Source organism: Micromonospora sp. NPDC047753, from assembly GCF_040642735.1.
Classification (GTDB): domain Bacteria; phylum Actinomycetota; class Actinomycetes; order Mycobacteriales; family Micromonosporaceae; genus Micromonospora.
The window spans coordinates 1-14,598 of record NZ_JBEYSL010000129.1 but is presented as its reverse complement, the minus strand read 5'-3'; the positions used below and the strand labels follow the sequence as shown (position 1 = coordinate 14,598).

Sequence of the window (14,598 nt, the reverse complement as noted above, 5' to 3'; positions counted from 1 at the left end):
AGGCGCGGCGTTGGGGCGGCCCGCCACTGTGGACTTGGGTTCGCCGCCGGGCGCGGGATCCTATCACCCCCCAGACAGTCCGGTCTCAACCACGAACGTGGGGCTCGGGTCGACCCGAGCCCCACGGTTCGCGCGAACGGCAGCCGCGCCTATGCGCCTGCGATGGCCTTGAGCGCGGTGTCGAGTGCCTGGTCCGCCGGGACGGGAACGTCGGGGACCACTCCGACGCCCTCCCAGTTGGTGCCGGTGACGCTGTTGATGGTGCGGGCGGTCGGCACGGTCACGAGGATGTGTTCGGTGACCGGGTGGCGGGCTGTGGGATGCGCGCCGCCGCGTGTCGTCTCACCGACGACGACGGCCCGGCCGTGCGCCTGAAGGGTGTACGCCACGTCCTCGCCCCCGGAGAACGTCGTCGCGCTGGTCAGCACGTACACCGGGCGGTCGGCGTAGCGCGGCGCGGGAAGGTGCGCGGTCGTCCAGAACTGGCGCGTCGCGCCGGTGGACCGCTCGTAGAAGTCGTTGAGGTGCACCTGGTCGTCGCGGAAGAAGTAGCTGCACCACATCGCGGCTCCCTCCGGTGTTCCGCCGGAACAGGCGCGCAGGTCCAGGATGAGCGCGGAGCTGAGGGCGACCAGTTGCATGGCCGCGCCGATCGCGGCAGCGCCCTCGTCGGCGTACGCGATGCGCCGCACGTCGATGAACCCGACGTTGCCGTCCAGGTGCTCGACTCTACGGATGCCCTGGTTCTCCGCCCTGAGCAACGCGAGGAACGCCGCCCGCCCGCCGTCCTCGTCCGCTGGATCGAGCGACTGCGGCTGGTCCGACCACAGCAGCCGCAGATGCTTGTCCGGGCACACCTGCTGAAGGTGTGCGGTGACCGTCTCGCAGAGCGCCGGCCCGTCCAGGCCGTCGTACTCGCCCGCCGTGAGACGACGCCGGATCGCGGCGTCGATGTCGGCGACCTTCTCGGGGAAGACGTAGCCCGCCCCGATCCGATCCAGGGCCTGTCCGACTACCTCTTCGTGTGAGTGCACGGCTGGGAACGCTAGACCGCGAACAGCGTCATGGCCAGCGAATTCCGCGCAGCGGCTCAGGAGCGCGGCAGCATGCCCACGAGCGACGTGATGATGGCGACCCGCAGGGCTGTCCGTAGGTCGACGTGGTGGACCGCGAGCGCCGGCTCGGACTCGTAGACGGCGAGCAGGCTCGGCGGCGGCGAGGTGTAGGCGGACAGCGCGCCGGCCATGATCAGAGCGTTCAGGCAGAACAGCTCGGCGTTGTCGCCGGTCTCGGGCAGGTGCCGCCGGACGAGGCCGGCCATCATCGCCAGCCTGCCCAGTGCGGCCCGCTTGTGCCGGCGGGCCACCTCGACCGAGACGTTGTGTTCGAGCACCCCGCCCTGCGCGCCGAACAGATCGCAGAGCACCGTCTGGGCGGCGAGCGATCGGCTGAGCACGTCGGCCGTCTGCTCCACCCGTTCCATCGCCGGCCGGCTCACGTCGACACCGTTGGCCAGCTCCTGCTCCAGCTCGGCCAGCCAGGTCGCCGTCCGGTCGTCCAGCAGGTCGAGCAGGATCGCCTCGCGGGACTCGAAATAGCGCAGCACCGCCGTCTTGGCCAGGCCGACCCGCCGGCTCAGCTCGTTCAGGGTCACCTCGGCCACCGGCATCTCGTCGAGCATCGCCGAGGTCGTCTCCAGGATGGCCCGGCGTCGGACCTCACGCTGCTCCTCGCTGCGCGCCCGCTGGAACGTCATGGCACCAACCCTAGCTTAGGTACCGGTGGTCCCTTGACAGCGTACCGGCGGTACCTTACCGTTCAGGCATAACTTACCGGCGGTACTTTAAGGGGCTTGACATGAAGTGGACCGAGCAGCAGATCCCTCGCCAGGACGGCCGGGTGGCCGTGGTCACCGGCGCCAACACCGGGCTGGGCTTCGAGACCGCCCGGCGGCTCGCCGAGCGCGGGGCGTCGGTCGTGCTGGCCGTGCGCGACACAGGCAAGGGCAAATCGGCCGCCGCCCGAATCAACGGCGACGTCTCCGTACGGGAACTGGACCTGACCTCGCTGGAGTCGGTGCGCGGTGCCGCGGCGGGCCTGCGCGCCACCCACCCGCGAATCGACCTGCTGATCAACAACGCCGGCGTGATGTACACCCCGAAGCAGAGCACCCGCGACGGCTTCGAGATGCAGTTCGGCACCAACCACCTGGGCCACTTCGCGTTCACCGGCCTGGTGCTCGACCTGCTGCTGCCCGTGCCCGGCTCGCGAGTGGTCACGGTCAGCAGCGTCGGCCACCGCATCCGCGCCGCCATCCACTTCGACGACCTTCAGTTCGAGCGTTCCTACGGCCGGGTCGCCGCCTACGGCCAGTCGAAGCTCGCCAACCTGATGTTCACCTACGAGTTGCAGCGCCGGCTCGCCGCGCTCGACACCACCGTCGCGGTGGCCGCACACCCCGGCGTCTCCAACACCGAGCTGATGCGCAACTCCCCGGCGCTCGTCCGCGGACCGATCACCTGGCTCGCCCCGGCGATCACCCAGTCCCCGTCGGCCGGCGCGCTGCCCATCCTGCGGGCCGCCACCGACCCGTCAGTCCTCGGCGGGCAGTACTACGGCCCCGACGGCCTCGGTGAGACGCGCGGCTACCCGAGGCTTGTCACTTCCAGCCCCGACTCCTACGACGTGAGCGTGCAGCAGCGCCTCTGGGATGTCTCGGAAGACCTCACCGGCGTACGGTTCCCGCTGGGCCGGGCAGCCGTCGCGGCGTGACCGCGCCAAAGGGTGGGCGCGTGGCCCGGGCGACCGCCCGCGCGTAGTTCGGGTCCTGTTAGTCGCGGCCGACCCAGGTAGCGACGCACGCCTCGTTGCCCTCGGCGTCGGCCAGGACCCACCACATGGGCGCGTGCGCGTCGGACACCAGGCGGCCGCCGGCGGCCAGGGCAGCGGCGATGCGAGCCTCCGCCTGATCGTGCGGGACAGCTATGTCGAGGTGCATGCGGTTGCGGTGTGGGCGCGCCTCGGCCATGTGCTGCAACCCGAAGCCCGGGCCGCGCCGTAACGGATCGAACAGGTGGTCGTCGCCGATCTGGCGGTAGCCGAGCAGCGCCCGCCAGAACGGCAGAACGTCCGCGCTGGCGAGTGCGTCGAGGGTGATGTTGACGAGTTGGACGGCGGTCGGATCGGCGTGAATGTCCAGCTCCTTGGCAGCGGCCGAGATCCGCCGCGCCAACGCGATGTCGCGCCGAGCCAGGCTCACCGTCACGCCGGTGCCGCGCAGGTCGACGCTGAGGTACTGCTGCTGGGTTTCGTCGGTGAGCCGGCCGATCTCATCGACGAGCGCGATGCCCTCGGCCAGCGATTCGGTCGGGAAGTAGGCCGAGACCAGGTGGTAGAGGGAGCGCCAGTCCTCGACCCCGTCGGCCGCGTGGAAATGCGCGGCAGTGATCTGCGCAGTCATGTCGGCGAACCTAACATCGGCGGTGTTGCCTCCTGGTGGTCACAGCTGGGCGACGACCACCCGGGTGGCCTGGGCGATGAGCGCGTCGTCGGGGGTGGCGTCCTTCGTGTCGCGACTGGACAGCACCGCCAGCACGATCGGGGCCCGGTCGGGCGGCCAGATCACCGCTATGTCGTTGCGGGTGCCGTACCCGCCGGTCCCGGTCTTGTCCCCGACCACCCAGCCGGCCGGCACCCCGGCGCGGACCAGCGCCGTGCCGGTGGTGTTGCCCCGCAGCCAGCCGCGCAGCACGTCGCGGTCCGCCGGTTCCACAGCAACCCCCACTGTGTACGCCCGCAGGTCGCCGGCCAGGGCCCGCGCGGTGCTGGTGTCCCGCTTGTCGCCAGGTGTTCCCTCGTTCAGCGCGGTCTCGTAGCGGGCCGCCTCGGTGACCGTGTCGCCGAGCTCGCGCAGCTTCGCCTCGAACCCCGCCGGCCCGCCGAGGTGGCGCAGCAGCAGGTTGCCGGCGGTGTTGTCGCTGTAGCGCACGGCGGCGTCGGCCAGGGCGCGCAGGCTCATGCCCTCGCCGACGTGCTTCTCGGTGACGGGGGAGTGCGCCACCAGGTCCCGCGCCGGGTACCGCACCACCCGGTCCAACTGGGCGTCGGTGGTGCCGTCGAGCACCTGGGCGGCAGCGAGGGCCTTCCACGTCGAGGCGTACGCGAACCGCTCGTCGGCGCGGTACTCCACGGTGCGACCGGTACCCGTGTCGACGGCGTAGATCCCCAGCCGCGCCCCGAACTGCTCCTCCAGCCCACGGAACTCCTGATCGGCGGCCGGCGACGGTGCGAGCGTCACCTCCGGGCTCGGCGTCGTCCGCGCCTCGGTGGAGTCGCGGTTGCCGCCGCACCCCGCCAGCGACACCACTGTCACCGCCGTGGCCACCACTGTCGCCAGACGCCGGACCGGGAACGCCATGTCACTCCTCCTGCGGGTGCCGTCGGTCAGGGCAGGATCTCGACGTACCCGTCACTGCCGTGCACGCGGATCCGCTGCCCGTCGCGAATCAGCCGGGTCGCGTCGAGGACGCTGACGACAGCCGGCAGGCCATACTCCCTCGCGATCACCGCGCCGTGCGTCATCAACCCGCCCACCTCCGTGACCAGGCCGGCGATGCCGACGAACAGCGGCGTCCAGCTCGGGTCCGTGTGGGCCGTGACGAGGATGTCACCCGCTTCGAGGTCGGCCTGCGCCATGTCCAGGATGACGCGGGCACGTCCCTCGACAGTACCGGCGGACACCGGCACACCGGCCAGGGCGCCGGCCGGCAGGTCGTCGCGTCGGTACGCGCCGGTGATGACCTCGCCGTCGGAGGTCAGCACCCGGGGCGGAGTGAGCGCCTGGTGCGCCCGGAACTCGTCGCGACGCTGCCGGATCAGTGCGGCGTCCACCCGGTGTGTGCGGACCACCTCGTGGAACTCCTGGAACGTGAGGTAGAAGACGTCCTCCTGCTCGGCGAGCACCCCGGCGTGCACCAGCCGCTCGGCCTCCGCCAGCAGTGCCTGTTTGTACAGGAAGTAGCGGCTGACGATGTCGTACTTCGGGTACTCCCGATAGCCGATGAAGGCCCGCACCCGGTCGATCATCCGCGCGGTCTCGTCGGCCTTCTGCTGCCCGTCCGGCAGCGCCCGCAGGCGCGTCAACACCTCATGCGCCTGCTGCCGCGCCCGCTGTTGGCCCTGCTCGAAGCGCCGCCGGGCCGCGCCCGGCTCGAAGAGCTTGACGTTGTCGAGGAGTACGGGCACGAGCGTGGCGGGGCGTTCGCTCCACCGTGGCCTGGTGATGTCGATCTCGCCGACGCAGCGCATTCCGTACCGATCGAGGTACGCCTCGATGGCGGCGCGCGCCTCGGCTCCGCCCGTGACCTTCGGCAGCTCGTCGAGGAAGTCGTCGTGCGCGACGTCCTGAAGGAACGCCACCACCTCCGGATACGGACGGATCACGTCGGCGACGTCGAGCAGCGCCAGCCCCATCTCCGACGTGACGTTGCCGGGGGCGGAGAGGGTGAGGGTGTCCGCGGCGTTCTTCTCGCCCAGCCACTCGTGCAGCCGGTCGTTGAGCCACCAGGTGGCCTCCATGCCCGCCATGATCGCCTGCATGTTCAACGGATCACTGAGGACCCGCTTGTGCTCCTGGAACGCCTCATGCAGGAAGTCGAACAGCGCCGTACCGGTCACCGTCGCGATGTCGCGTCGTAGGGCGGCGATGGACGCCTCGCTGCGCTCGATCAGCTCGGTCACGATCGCCGGGTCGGCCTCGCCCGAGGTGGACGGGCCACCGGTCGTCGGCCCACCCGGACCGGCCTGGTCCGGCAGCGTCGCAACGAAGTCCCGGCGGTCGAGCAGGGTCTCCAACGCGTCGCGCATCAGCGGATCGTCGCGCCCCGCCATTTTCAGAAAGCCGGCGCGGCTGGTGGGGGAGGCCAACAGCCGGGTGGCGTCGACGAACAACCTCCCGCCGGCCGCCAACATCCGGGCCATGGCGGTCAGCTGCCACATGGAGAGCCCCAACGGCCGCATGGCGTCGGTCATCATCTGTTGGTGACCGACCGAAAGGTAGACGCGGTTCTCCTGGTCATCGGCCGCCGGGACGGGGAACAGCGTCGTGATCGGCCGGCTCTGCACGATCTGGAAGTCGTCGTCGACCAGGCACCATTCGATGTCCTGCGGCCGGCCGAAATACGCCTCGATCCGTCGCCCGAGCCGCACCAGCCGCAGCGCCTGAGCCTGCGTCAGCGCCGGCTGCTCCTGCCGCCGCGGGTCGATCTCCACTTCCCGCGTCCCGCCGCCAGGCAGCGCGGCGACGGCACGCGCCTTCGCGGCGACCGTGCTGGCGACCACCTCACCGTCGCGCACAGTGAAGACGTCCGGGTTCACCAGACCGGACACCAGGGCCTCGCCGAGGCCGAAGCTGGCGTCGACTGTCGCGACCTTCCGGTCGCCCGTCACCGGGTCCGCCGTGAACAGGATGCCGGAGGCATCCGGAAGAACCATCCGCTGTACGACGACAGCCATCTGAACAGTGCGGTGGTCGATGCCGTTGCGCAGGCGGTAGATGACGGCCCGGTCGGTGAACAGTGACGCCCAGCACCGGCTGACGTGCCGCAGGACCGCCTCCGGCCCCACCACGTTCAGGTAGGTGTCCTGCTGGCCGGCGAAGGACGCGGTGGGCGTGTCCTCCGCCGTCGCGCTGGACCGTACTGCGTAGGCGGCCTGCTCGCCGAACCGGGCGAGCGCGCCGGTGATCGCGGCGGCCAGGCCGTCCGGAACCGGTGTCTCTTCGACGCTGCGGCGGATCTCCGCGCTGAGCGTTCTGATCGTCTCCCGGTCGTCCGGGCTCAACCGCGACAGCTGATCGAGCCGATCGTCGATCGACGGCGTCTGCGCCATGACCTTCCGGAAGGCCGCCGTCGTCACGCAGAACCCCGCCGGCACCCGGATGCCGTCGATCCGGGACAGCGCGCCCAGGTGCGCGGCCTTGCCGCCGACCATCGACACCTGCGTCTCGTCGACCTCTCGAAGATCCAACAGTGGTGCCCGGTCGCTGCGGTCCCCGTCCATCGACAACACACCCACGTCGCGCCCCCGTTACCTCGTTTGTGCTGGTCCGGCCGCCGATTCTGCGCCACGACCGGGGTCTTGCCGCAAGCCCCCAGGTGCGGTATACGTTAGAAGTGGCAGGGAGAGTCATCTCCTTGCCGTTTGTTTTTGGCGGGGCGGCCGATCGGGCGATCGGGCCCCCGCTCAGTCGTAGGATCGGCCCCCGCTCAGTCGTAGGGAAGTCGGCGCTGCTCGATCTTCAGCCCTCGGCCGAGCTGCCAGGAGGCGGTGGGCCAGGCCGCGATGAAGCCAGCTATCAGCCCGAGCTGACCGGCGAACCAGAACGTGGCGCTGTCGGGTCGCAGGGGTGGCTCCGGCAGGACCACCCGATGGGCGAGCGTCAGCCACGCGAACAGCGCCACCTCGAACGCGGTGATGGTCAGCAGCTCGATCCTGCCGACGTTCGACAGCGCGTGCCAGACCTTTCCGAGGCTGCGCCCCGGCCCGGCGAAATACCGGAAGAGCACGGCGATCGTCACCGCCATCAGGTAGTCGCCGGCGTAGTCGACCCACAGCGGGTCCTCGGCCGGGTCGAATCTCACGGCGTACAGGGCGATCTCGGCGACGATGAACCCGAGAGCGCAGTGCGCGCCACAGCGGGACACGTGGGTCACGACGATGCCCCGCCGGGGCCGTCGCGGTTGCTCCTCCTGCCGCCGTCGAGAGAACGCCTCGGGCCTGCCCCAGTTCCAGTAGAGGCGGACGGCGGCCGGGCCGATGTAGAGGACGGTCACCAGCCAGACGATCTCCATGACCCGGACCGGCTGACGGTGCCCGCGCAGATAGGTGTCGGCCACCACGACCGCGAAGCTGACGACGCCGACCGCGAGCGAAGCCCAGGAGAGCGCCACGAGCCAGGTTGGTTGCATCCCCGCCCCTTCCGCCAGCCGGGCGAGTCTTTCATGTCGTACTCGTCCGGATTGGTGAATCGGGCGTTCCCGCCGGTGTCACAGGTCGGTGTCCGCCCCCCACCAAAGATCTCCGCGCTGGCACACTCTCGGTCACGGTCGACTGGTATACGCGGGCCGAAATGGACGGCGACGTCGTCCGGGTCTCGTCACCGCACGTCAACGAATTGCTGTCGGCGAACTTCCGGTGGTTGCGGGGCAACGATCCCGGCCACGGGGACAGCTTCGACCGCACGCGCCTTCGCCAGTTGGCCGAGACCTACCTGTGCAGGACGGCCGCCAGCGCTGCCCGTCCCGAAAGCTGACGTATTGCATAATTCTGGGCATGCCTCCCAAAAGGGAAACTTCACGGCTCACCCGTAGCCCGGGCCGGTTGCTGGCCTTCAGCGACGGTGTCTTCGCGATCGCCGTGACGCTCCTCGTGCTGGAGATCCAACCGCCCGACGACTTCGAGCGCCTCGTTCAAGGGCTCGGTGCGCTGTGGCCGTCGTACCTGGCCTACGCGTTGAGCTTCCTGCTCATCGGGCAGGTGTGGGTGAATCACCACGTCATGTTCGACCGCGTCCGGCACGTCGACCGAGGGGTCCTGTTCCTCAACACGTTGCTCCTGATGGTCATCGCGTTCCTGCCGTTCTCCACGTCACTGCTCGCCGACGCGTTGCGCGCGGAGCAGGGGCTGCGCGCGTCGGTCGTCGTCTACGGCGGCACACTGTGGACGGCGGCGGCTCTCTTCAACATCGTGTGGGCGCACCTTCGGCGGGCCAGACTGCTGGACCCCGGCCTCGGCCCCATCGGTGCGCGGGCCATCGGTCGCCGGTTCGCGCTCGCGCTGGTCTGGATCGGTTCCGGCATCCTCGTCGGCGCGTTCGTGCCGATCGCCGGCGTCGCCATCATCGCCGGGTTCCTGCCCGCCTACTACCTGCCCATCCGCGGCGAGTACGGCGAGGACGACACCGCTGGGCAACGGGCCGACTAACTAGAGTCGGTGCCATGCGGATCCGGATCGACGGCAGCGATCTCCCAGGTCAGCGTCCCGGTGCGGAGGCCGACGCGCTGCGGCGGGGCAACGTACACGTCGGGGTTCAGCGCAAGGCCGAGGTGGTCGATCAGGTCCCGGCCGACGCGGCCAGCGCCACCTGGTCCTTCGAGGTGTCCAGCCGTGAGGTCGACGGTGTGCTCGACGTCGGTGGCCCCTGGGTGCACGGCCGCCCCGGTGCGCGGTTTCTCTATCTGAGCTGGGGTGCGGTGACCCCTGACGGCTTCGCCAAGTTCCGACGAGCGAAGTTGATGTTCACCGACGTGCCGACCGAGCTGCTGCGCGCCGCCCACGAGGGCAACGGGACGCTGGTCGGCCGGGTCGGGTTGACCGACGCCGCCGGTGAACCCGTCTGCGCTCGGGTGCACCCGCCCGCCATCTCGTGGACGGTGGAGTGAGTAGCCGTCTAGCTGCCGAAGTCGACGCCGCTGAGGGAGACGGAGCGGTACGCGGCGAGGCGTTCGGCCTGCGCGGTGACGGCCTTACGCGTGGCGTCCGACAGTCGCTGCCACGGCCGGACGGCGACGGTGAACGTCCTGCCGGACTTGCGGGGCCGCCAGGTGCCCACCAGCTCGCCGTCGACCAGGACGGCGCCGGGGCGACCCAACACCGGCCACAGCTCCTTGGCGTGGGTGGCGTCCGGCACCAGCGTCGCTCGGTCCTTGGCCTGGAGGAACAGGTCGAACGGGCCGAGCAGTCGGGTGACAGTGCCGTCGGCGGACTCCAGCGCCTCCTCGTCGGCGGCCAGTAGTGAGCGCACCTCGCGGTCGACCGTCACCTCGATCACGTCGTCGGGCCAGTGCGCCTTCACGTCCTTCACGGGGGAGTCGAGGTAGTCGGCGACCTGTTTCGGGGTGGCCGGACCGAGCAGGCGAAGATAGGCGCGGATGAGGTCGAAGCGGTCACCCGCGGTGGCTGCTCTCCTGAACCCGGTGATGCGCCGCAGGACCGGGGGTGAGGTGTCGAGCTGCAGCTCCACTCCGGCCCGCACGGCGGCGAGCCGGAACGGCATCTCGTAGAGGTGCGTGGCGTCGCACGGCCGGCAGAACCGCAGATAGGGCTCGGGCAGCATGGTGGCCAGGCGGCCGGAGACGTCCCCCTTGACCGTGGGCGTGCTGACGATGGCACGCATCCGGTCGGCGATCTCGTCCAGGGCCGCGAGGGTGTCGATGCCGGCGGCCCTCAACGGTTTCGCGGCGTCGTAGATGCGCTTGCCCGCGTCGGCCTCGGAGAAGGGTTCGACCGCCGCCGCCACCTTCGCAACGTCGGCCCGGCGGTAGAGGTGGGGAGCGCCCCGCACCGTCCACAGCAGGACCAGGTCGGTGTCGGACAATGCAATCACGTCGACCCCGCGTACCGCCAGCGCCCACCGCGCGCCGTCCGGACCGGTGTTCTGCACCCCGAGGTCCAGGACGGCGGTGTCGGCGATTGTGCCCTCGTCGCGGTCGAGCTGCTGGGCCCGAACCCGGAAGTTCATCACCTGGTGCCGATCGACCATGTCAGCACCCTAGTTGGGGCGGCACGCCCGGTGGGTCCAGGCGCGCAGCGCCCATTCGACGGGGCCGTACCGGAACCGCCGTAGCCACCACGCGCTGACCACCAGCTGCCCCGCGAAGATCACCAGTGCGATCAGCAGTGTCTGTGCCGTCGAGGTGCGGCCGACCAGGCCCCACCCGAGGCCGGTGAAGACGAGCACGCACACCAGCGACTGGGCCAGGTAGTTGGTCAGGGCCATCCGCCCGGCGGGCGCGAACGCGTCCGCGAGGCGCGGCCGCCGCGTGAACAGGCGCAGCAGGGTCGCGGCGTAGGCGGCGGCCAGGAACGGCGCGGTGACGATGCTGACCATCAGTCCGGTCAGGTTCGCGGTGGAACCACCGACCGCGAACACCACCGCGCCGGCCAGACCGACGGGGTACCCCACCTTCTCGCACCGGCGCAGCAGGTCCTGATGGGCGGGCAGGGTGGCGAGGAGCCGCCGCTTGCCGGCGGCGAGGCCGACCAGGAACGCCGCGAACGCCAGCGGCCCCTGCACGGCGAGGCCGCCGATCATCGCCGGCATCGACCGAAGATGCTCCAGGACGACATCGTCGAAGCCGCCGCCCAGAGCCAGCGTGGAACGCGCACCGGCGCTGAGCGCGACGGCCTCGTCCGGAACCAGTGTGGCACCGAGGACCGCGGCGACCCCGACCACCACGGCGATGCCGCCGATGATGGTCGCCGCCGCGATCAGCGCGGTGCGGGGCTCGATCCGCCGGACCGCGAGCAGCACGAGACCGAGCAGCGCGTACGTGGTGAGGATGTCGCCGTGGAACAGCAGCACCGCGTGCAGCACGCCGAGAGCGAACAACCCGGAGAGCCGGCGCAGGAACGCCGGGCGGAACGCCGCTCCGCGTCGAGCCGCGGAGTCGAGTTGCAGGGTGAAGCTGTAACCGAACAGGAGGGCGAACAGCAGGTAGGCCTTCATCGCGAAGAACAGCTCCACCGCGCCGGCGATCAGCACGTCCACCGCGCCGCGCGTCGGGTCGTCGACCAGGTGGAAGTCGTAGCCGGAGCTGAAGAACGCGATGTTCACCAGCAGGATGAGCAGCAGCGCGCATCCGCGCAGTGCGTCCACGACGGTGATGCGGGCGCGGGTGTCCCCGGGCGAGGGCTGTGGGTGGCCGTCGCCCGGTGGGTCGAGCCGGGTCACATTCATGGTGTCCAGCCTCCGGAGCGCGGCCCGCTGCCGGAAAGTGCTTTCGTCACACGCACCGTCGTGACGAAAAGGCACCGTCCCTGCGGCGGGGGGACATGAGTCCCTCCGATCGCGTTGCCGCTGGCCGGATGGTCCTACTACCGCCGTACCCGTCGGCCGCGACGCGACCGGCGGCGCTGGTCGGCGGCAGTGGATGACCGACCAGCGTCGCCGTCCGGGTGGCCCAGGATCGGGTGACGGTTTCAGGCGACCAGGGAAACCCACCCGTTGTCCAGGTCGTAGCGGGCGCCCACCACCCGCAGCGCGCCCTCGTGCACCTTCTCGGAGATGATCGTGCTGCGTGCGCTGAGCGCCTCCACCTGCGCGGCGATGTTGGCGCGCACCCCGTTCTCCACGGGGTCGCCGGGGTGGTTCAGCACCGGCTCGACGATCGGGCGCAGGGCGTCCACGATGGTGCCGATGTGCCCGGGCGCCGTACCGCCGGTGTGGATGGCGTCGATGGTGGCGGTGATCGCGCCGCAGCGTTCGTGGCCGAGGACGACGATCAGCAGGCTGCCGAACTCCTCCACTGCGAACTCGACGCTGCCGAGCAGCAGGTCGTCGACGATGTTGCCGGCCACCCGGTTGTCGAACAGGTCACCCAGCCCCTGGTCGAAGAGCACCTCGGGGGCCACCCGGGAGTCCGCGCAGCCGACCGTGATGGCGAACGGGTGCTGGCCGGCGGCGAGCCGGTGCAGGTCGGACAGGCCCTGGTGCGGGTGCCGGCCGCGGCCGGAGGTGAACCGCCGGTTGCCGGCCTGTAGCCGACGCAGTGCCTCCGTCGGCGTGTCGATCGGGCTTTCCGCTGGCGCGGCGGAGGCGGCGGACGGGCTGGCTGCGGCCGCGCCGAGCGCCACGGCGGCGGCGCCACCGGCGGTCAGCAGCGAACGGCGGGACAGGTGCGAACGTGTCACGATCATCTCCCTGAGGTGAGGCAACTCGCCTCTTCCTACCAGCTTCCGTCCACATTGGTGGTTACCGTTCGGTGGCCAGTGGGCGACGGTGGATCGCTCCGGTTCCTTCGCCACCGCGAGTAACAAGACGGGTTGACCTTGACACAGTGACAAGGCCTTGACTGGGGTCGAAGAGGTGATCTCATGACCAGGCCGGAACAGGACATGTACGCGACGAGGGTCTCCCGGGGGCTGGAGAGCAGCGAAGCTTCGGTGCGACTGCGCGCGGCGCTGGCGGTCGGCACGAACCCGGACTCGCAGCTCGTCGACACGCTCATCGAGCGATGCGCGGTCGAGCCCGAGTTCTCCGTACGCGAGATGCTCACCTGGGCGCTGCTGCGCCACCCACCCGCACTGACCGTCGCGAAGCTCACCGCCGAGCTCCACTCGGAGCGCGCCCAGGCCCGAAGTCAGGCTTTGCACACGCTGTCCAAGATCGGGGACCGGCGGGCCTGGCCGGCGATCACCCGGGCGTTGCTGACCGATGCCGACGGCGAGGTGGCACGCAGCGCCTGGCGCGCGGCGGTCGCGCTCGTACCCTTCGGTGCGGAGCCCGAACTGGCCGCTGTGTTGTCGACGCAGCTCGGGCGGGGAGGGCGTGAGATGCAGTTGAGTCTCAGCCGGGCGCTGATCGCGCTCGGCGAGGTGGTCATGCCGATCCTGCGTGCCGCGATGGCGGATCTCGACCCACGCGTACGCACGCACGCGGTCGCCACCCAACGTCTCATGCAGGATCCGGATGCCGGGTTCGAGTTCGCGATCGAGGCGGCGAAGCGCGTCGTCGCCCTCGGCCCGACAGGCACGAAGGGATGACACCAGGTGTTGATCGGTGAGGTGGCGCGACGGTCCGGGGTCAGCGCCCGCATGCTCAGGCATTACGACGCGCTCGGGCTGATCCGGCCCACCGGTCGCACCGGTTCCGGCTATCGCGAGTACACCAGCGAGGACGTCCGGCTGATCTTCCACGTCGAGAGCCTGCGGTCGCTGGGCCTGTCGCTACGTGACGTCCGCCGCGCGCTCGACGATCCCGGCTTCACCCCCGCCGAACTCGTCAAGGACCTCATCCGGCGGACGCGACTGCGCATCGCGGACGAGATGGAGTTGCTCACCCGACTCGGTCGGATCGGTGATGCGAACCCCTCCCACTGGGAGGACGTCCTGCAGGTGGTGACACTCCTGCGGGCACTGGGGTCGGACAGCGCGGGTACCCGCCAGCGCGCCGCCCTGTCCTCGGTCGTTGAGGGGCCGGCGCCGGTGGAGGCACTTGTCGAGGCGGTGCTGAATGAGTCGGACCCGAACGTCGCCGGAGCCCTGCGCTGGGCGCTGGCGCAGTCCGGCGACAGCGGGTTGGCGCTGCTGACCGACGGCCTCGGCTCACCGGAGGCCGAGGTACGCAGGCGCGCCGTCCAGTCCGTGGCCGAGATCCCGCACCCCGCGGCGACCGACGTGCTGCGGGACGCCCTCGCGCACCCCGACATCGTGGTCCGCGGGTACGCGGCTCTGGCGCTCGGCGCGCGCGGTGTGGCGGACGCGCTTCCCACGTTGATCGACATGGTTGTCGAGGAGACCAAGGATGTCGACGCTGCCGACGCGTTGAGCCTGCTGGCGGCCGACCCCGCGCTGGCAGACCAGATTGCGACCCGGCTGGTTGCCTGCCTCGGGAAGAGCGGCGTCGCACCGTCCGCACGGCGACGGCTGACCGAGGCGATGGCGGACATCCCGGGAAGCACCGCCGTACGCGCCCTCACGGACCTGTCGCATGATCAGGACCGCGCCGTCGCACTGACGGCGACCTCCATCCTCGCGCTCCGCGACGTGGCCTCATCATGACCAGACACTGTGGAGCCGCCGAGGGGGCGCAACGCCGAG

15 protein-coding genes are annotated in these 14,598 nt (G+C 70.5%); 6 read left to right on the top strand and 9 right to left on the bottom strand.

What is annotated here, in order from left to right; translation table 11 throughout:
- Positions 1-149: 149 nt before the first annotated feature.
- Together ABZ749_RS13755 and ABZ749_RS13750 are read right to left on the bottom strand one after the other, a co-directional pair.
- Positions 150-1,034, bottom strand: a complete 885-nt coding sequence (locus ABZ749_RS13755) for a S41 family peptidase (RefSeq protein WP_357227302.1) — start codon at positions 1,032-1,034, stop codon at positions 150-152.
- 56 nt (positions 1,035-1,090) lie between these two features.
- The gene (locus ABZ749_RS13750; RefSeq protein ID WP_357227300.1) at positions 1,091-1,756 is read right to left on the bottom strand and encodes a TetR family transcriptional regulator; all 666 of its coding nucleotides are present in this window, start codon (positions 1,754-1,756) and stop codon (positions 1,091-1,093) included.
- Between the two features lie 101 nt (positions 1,757-1,857).
- Here ABZ749_RS13750 and ABZ749_RS13745 point away from each other — a divergent pair, with 101 nt between their 5' ends.
- Complete coding sequence (locus tag ABZ749_RS13745) at positions 1,858-2,772, top strand: SDR family NAD(P)-dependent oxidoreductase (protein WP_357227297.1); 915 nt, start codon at positions 1,858-1,860, stop codon at positions 2,770-2,772.
- A 58-nt stretch (positions 2,773-2,830) separates the two neighbouring features.
- Here ABZ749_RS13745 and ABZ749_RS13740 read toward each other — a convergent pair whose 3' ends face one another.
- The 4 genes from ABZ749_RS13740 to ABZ749_RS13725 form a co-directional block, all read right to left on the bottom strand.
- Entirely contained in the window at positions 2,831-3,460 is a 630-nt protein-coding gene (locus tag ABZ749_RS13740) for a VOC family protein (protein WP_357227294.1), read from the bottom strand.
- Between the two features lie 39 nt (positions 3,461-3,499).
- Entirely contained in the window at positions 3,500-4,417 is a 918-nt protein-coding gene (gene bla, locus ABZ749_RS13735; protein ID WP_357227292.1) for a class A beta-lactamase, read from the bottom strand.
- Between the two features lie 26 nt (positions 4,418-4,443).
- Entirely contained in the window at positions 4,444-7,059 is a 2,616-nt protein-coding gene (gene rph, locus ABZ749_RS13730) for a rifamycin-inactivating phosphotransferase (protein WP_357227289.1), read from the bottom strand.
- A gap of 206 nt (positions 7,060-7,265) precedes the next feature.
- Positions 7,266-7,967, bottom strand: coding sequence for a DUF4396 domain-containing protein (locus tag ABZ749_RS13725; protein ID WP_357227286.1), 702 nt, complete (start codon positions 7,965-7,967; stop codon positions 7,266-7,268).
- Positions 7,968-8,128: 161 nt separating this feature from the next.
- On the opposite strand from ABZ749_RS13725, the gene ABZ749_RS13720 reads away from it, so the two are divergent.
- From ABZ749_RS13720 to ABZ749_RS13710, 3 genes are read left to right on the top strand one after another with little or no spacing between them, the layout of a single operon-like run.
- The gene (locus ABZ749_RS13720) at positions 8,129-8,311 is read left to right on the top strand and encodes a hypothetical protein (protein ID WP_357227284.1); all 183 of its coding nucleotides are present in this window, start codon (positions 8,129-8,131) and stop codon (positions 8,309-8,311) included.
- Positions 8,312-8,331: 20 nt separating this feature from the next.
- Positions 8,332-8,982 carry a TMEM175 family protein gene (locus tag ABZ749_RS13715; RefSeq protein ID WP_357227281.1) on the top strand — a complete coding sequence of 217 codons (651 nt, stop codon included), beginning with the start codon at positions 8,332-8,334 and terminating at the stop codon, positions 8,980-8,982.
- Positions 8,983-8,996: 14 nt separating this feature from the next.
- Complete coding sequence (locus ABZ749_RS13710; RefSeq protein WP_357227279.1) at positions 8,997-9,440, top strand: DUF5990 family protein; 444 nt, start codon at positions 8,997-8,999, stop codon at positions 9,438-9,440.
- A gap of 8 nt (positions 9,441-9,448) precedes the next feature.
- Here the strand turns inward: ABZ749_RS13710 and ABZ749_RS13705 are convergent, their stop codons facing one another.
- From ABZ749_RS13705 to ABZ749_RS13695, 3 genes are all read right to left on the bottom strand, one after another.
- A complete protein-coding gene (locus tag ABZ749_RS13705) occupies positions 9,449-10,540 on the bottom strand; it encodes a winged helix DNA-binding domain-containing protein (protein ID WP_357227276.1) in 1,092 nt (363 codons plus the stop codon).
- Between the two features lie 9 nt (positions 10,541-10,549).
- Positions 10,550-11,737, bottom strand: a complete 1,188-nt coding sequence (locus ABZ749_RS13700; protein WP_357227273.1) for a DUF418 domain-containing protein — start codon at positions 11,735-11,737, stop codon at positions 10,550-10,552.
- Positions 11,738-11,979: 242 nt separating this feature from the next.
- Entirely contained in the window at positions 11,980-12,696 is a 717-nt protein-coding gene (locus tag ABZ749_RS13695; protein WP_357227270.1) for a carbonic anhydrase, read from the bottom strand.
- Positions 12,697-12,894: 198 nt separating this feature from the next.
- Between ABZ749_RS13695 and ABZ749_RS13690 the strand changes: the two genes are divergently transcribed.
- Together ABZ749_RS13690 and ABZ749_RS13685 are read left to right on the top strand one after the other, a co-directional pair.
- Complete coding sequence (locus ABZ749_RS13690) at positions 12,895-13,542, top strand: HEAT repeat domain-containing protein (protein ID WP_357227305.1); 648 nt, start codon at positions 12,895-12,897, stop codon at positions 13,540-13,542.
- Positions 13,543-13,548: 6 nt separating this feature from the next.
- Complete coding sequence (locus tag ABZ749_RS13685; RefSeq protein ID WP_357227266.1) at positions 13,549-14,559, top strand: HEAT repeat domain-containing protein; 1,011 nt, start codon at positions 13,549-13,551, stop codon at positions 14,557-14,559.
- Positions 14,560-14,598 lie beyond the last annotated feature (39 nt).

Bases quoted from the DNA above. Each gene is read 5' to 3' on its own strand.
- ABZ749_RS13750 (WP_357227300.1), bottom strand. From the start codon at position 1,756: ATGACGTTCCAGCGGGCGCGCAGCGAGGAGCAGCGTGAGGTCCGACGC.
- ABZ749_RS13745 (WP_357227297.1), top strand. From the start codon at position 1,858: ATGAAGTGGACCGAGCAGCAGATCCCTCGCCAGGACGGCCGGGTGGCC.
- ABZ749_RS13740 (WP_357227294.1), bottom strand. From the start codon at position 3,460: ATGACTGCGCAGATCACTGCCGCGCATTTCCACGCGGCCGACGGGGTC.
- bla (WP_357227292.1), bottom strand. From the start codon at position 4,417: ATGGCGTTCCCGGTCCGGCGTCTGGCGACAGTGGTGGCCACGGCGGTG.
- rph (WP_357227289.1), bottom strand. From the start codon at position 7,059: ATGGACGGGGACCGCAGCGACCGGGCACCACTGTTGGATCTTCGAGAG.
- ABZ749_RS13725 (WP_357227286.1), bottom strand. From the start codon at position 7,967: ATGCAACCAACCTGGCTCGTGGCGCTCTCCTGGGCTTCGCTCGCGGTC.
- ABZ749_RS13720 (WP_357227284.1), top strand. From the start codon at position 8,129: ATGGACGGCGACGTCGTCCGGGTCTCGTCACCGCACGTCAACGAATTG.
- ABZ749_RS13715 (WP_357227281.1), top strand. From the start codon at position 8,332: ATGCCTCCCAAAAGGGAAACTTCACGGCTCACCCGTAGCCCGGGCCGG.
- ABZ749_RS13710 (WP_357227279.1), top strand. From the start codon at position 8,997: ATGCGGATCCGGATCGACGGCAGCGATCTCCCAGGTCAGCGTCCCGGT.
- ABZ749_RS13705 (WP_357227276.1), bottom strand. From the start codon at position 10,540: ATGGTCGATCGGCACCAGGTGATGAACTTCCGGGTTCGGGCCCAGCAG.
- ABZ749_RS13700 (WP_357227273.1), bottom strand. From the start codon at position 11,737: ATGAATGTGACCCGGCTCGACCCACCGGGCGACGGCCACCCACAGCCC.
- ABZ749_RS13695 (WP_357227270.1), bottom strand. From the start codon at position 12,696: ATGATCGTGACACGTTCGCACCTGTCCCGCCGTTCGCTGCTGACCGCC.
- ABZ749_RS13690 (WP_357227305.1), top strand. From the start codon at position 12,895: ATGTACGCGACGAGGGTCTCCCGGGGGCTGGAGAGCAGCGAAGCTTCG.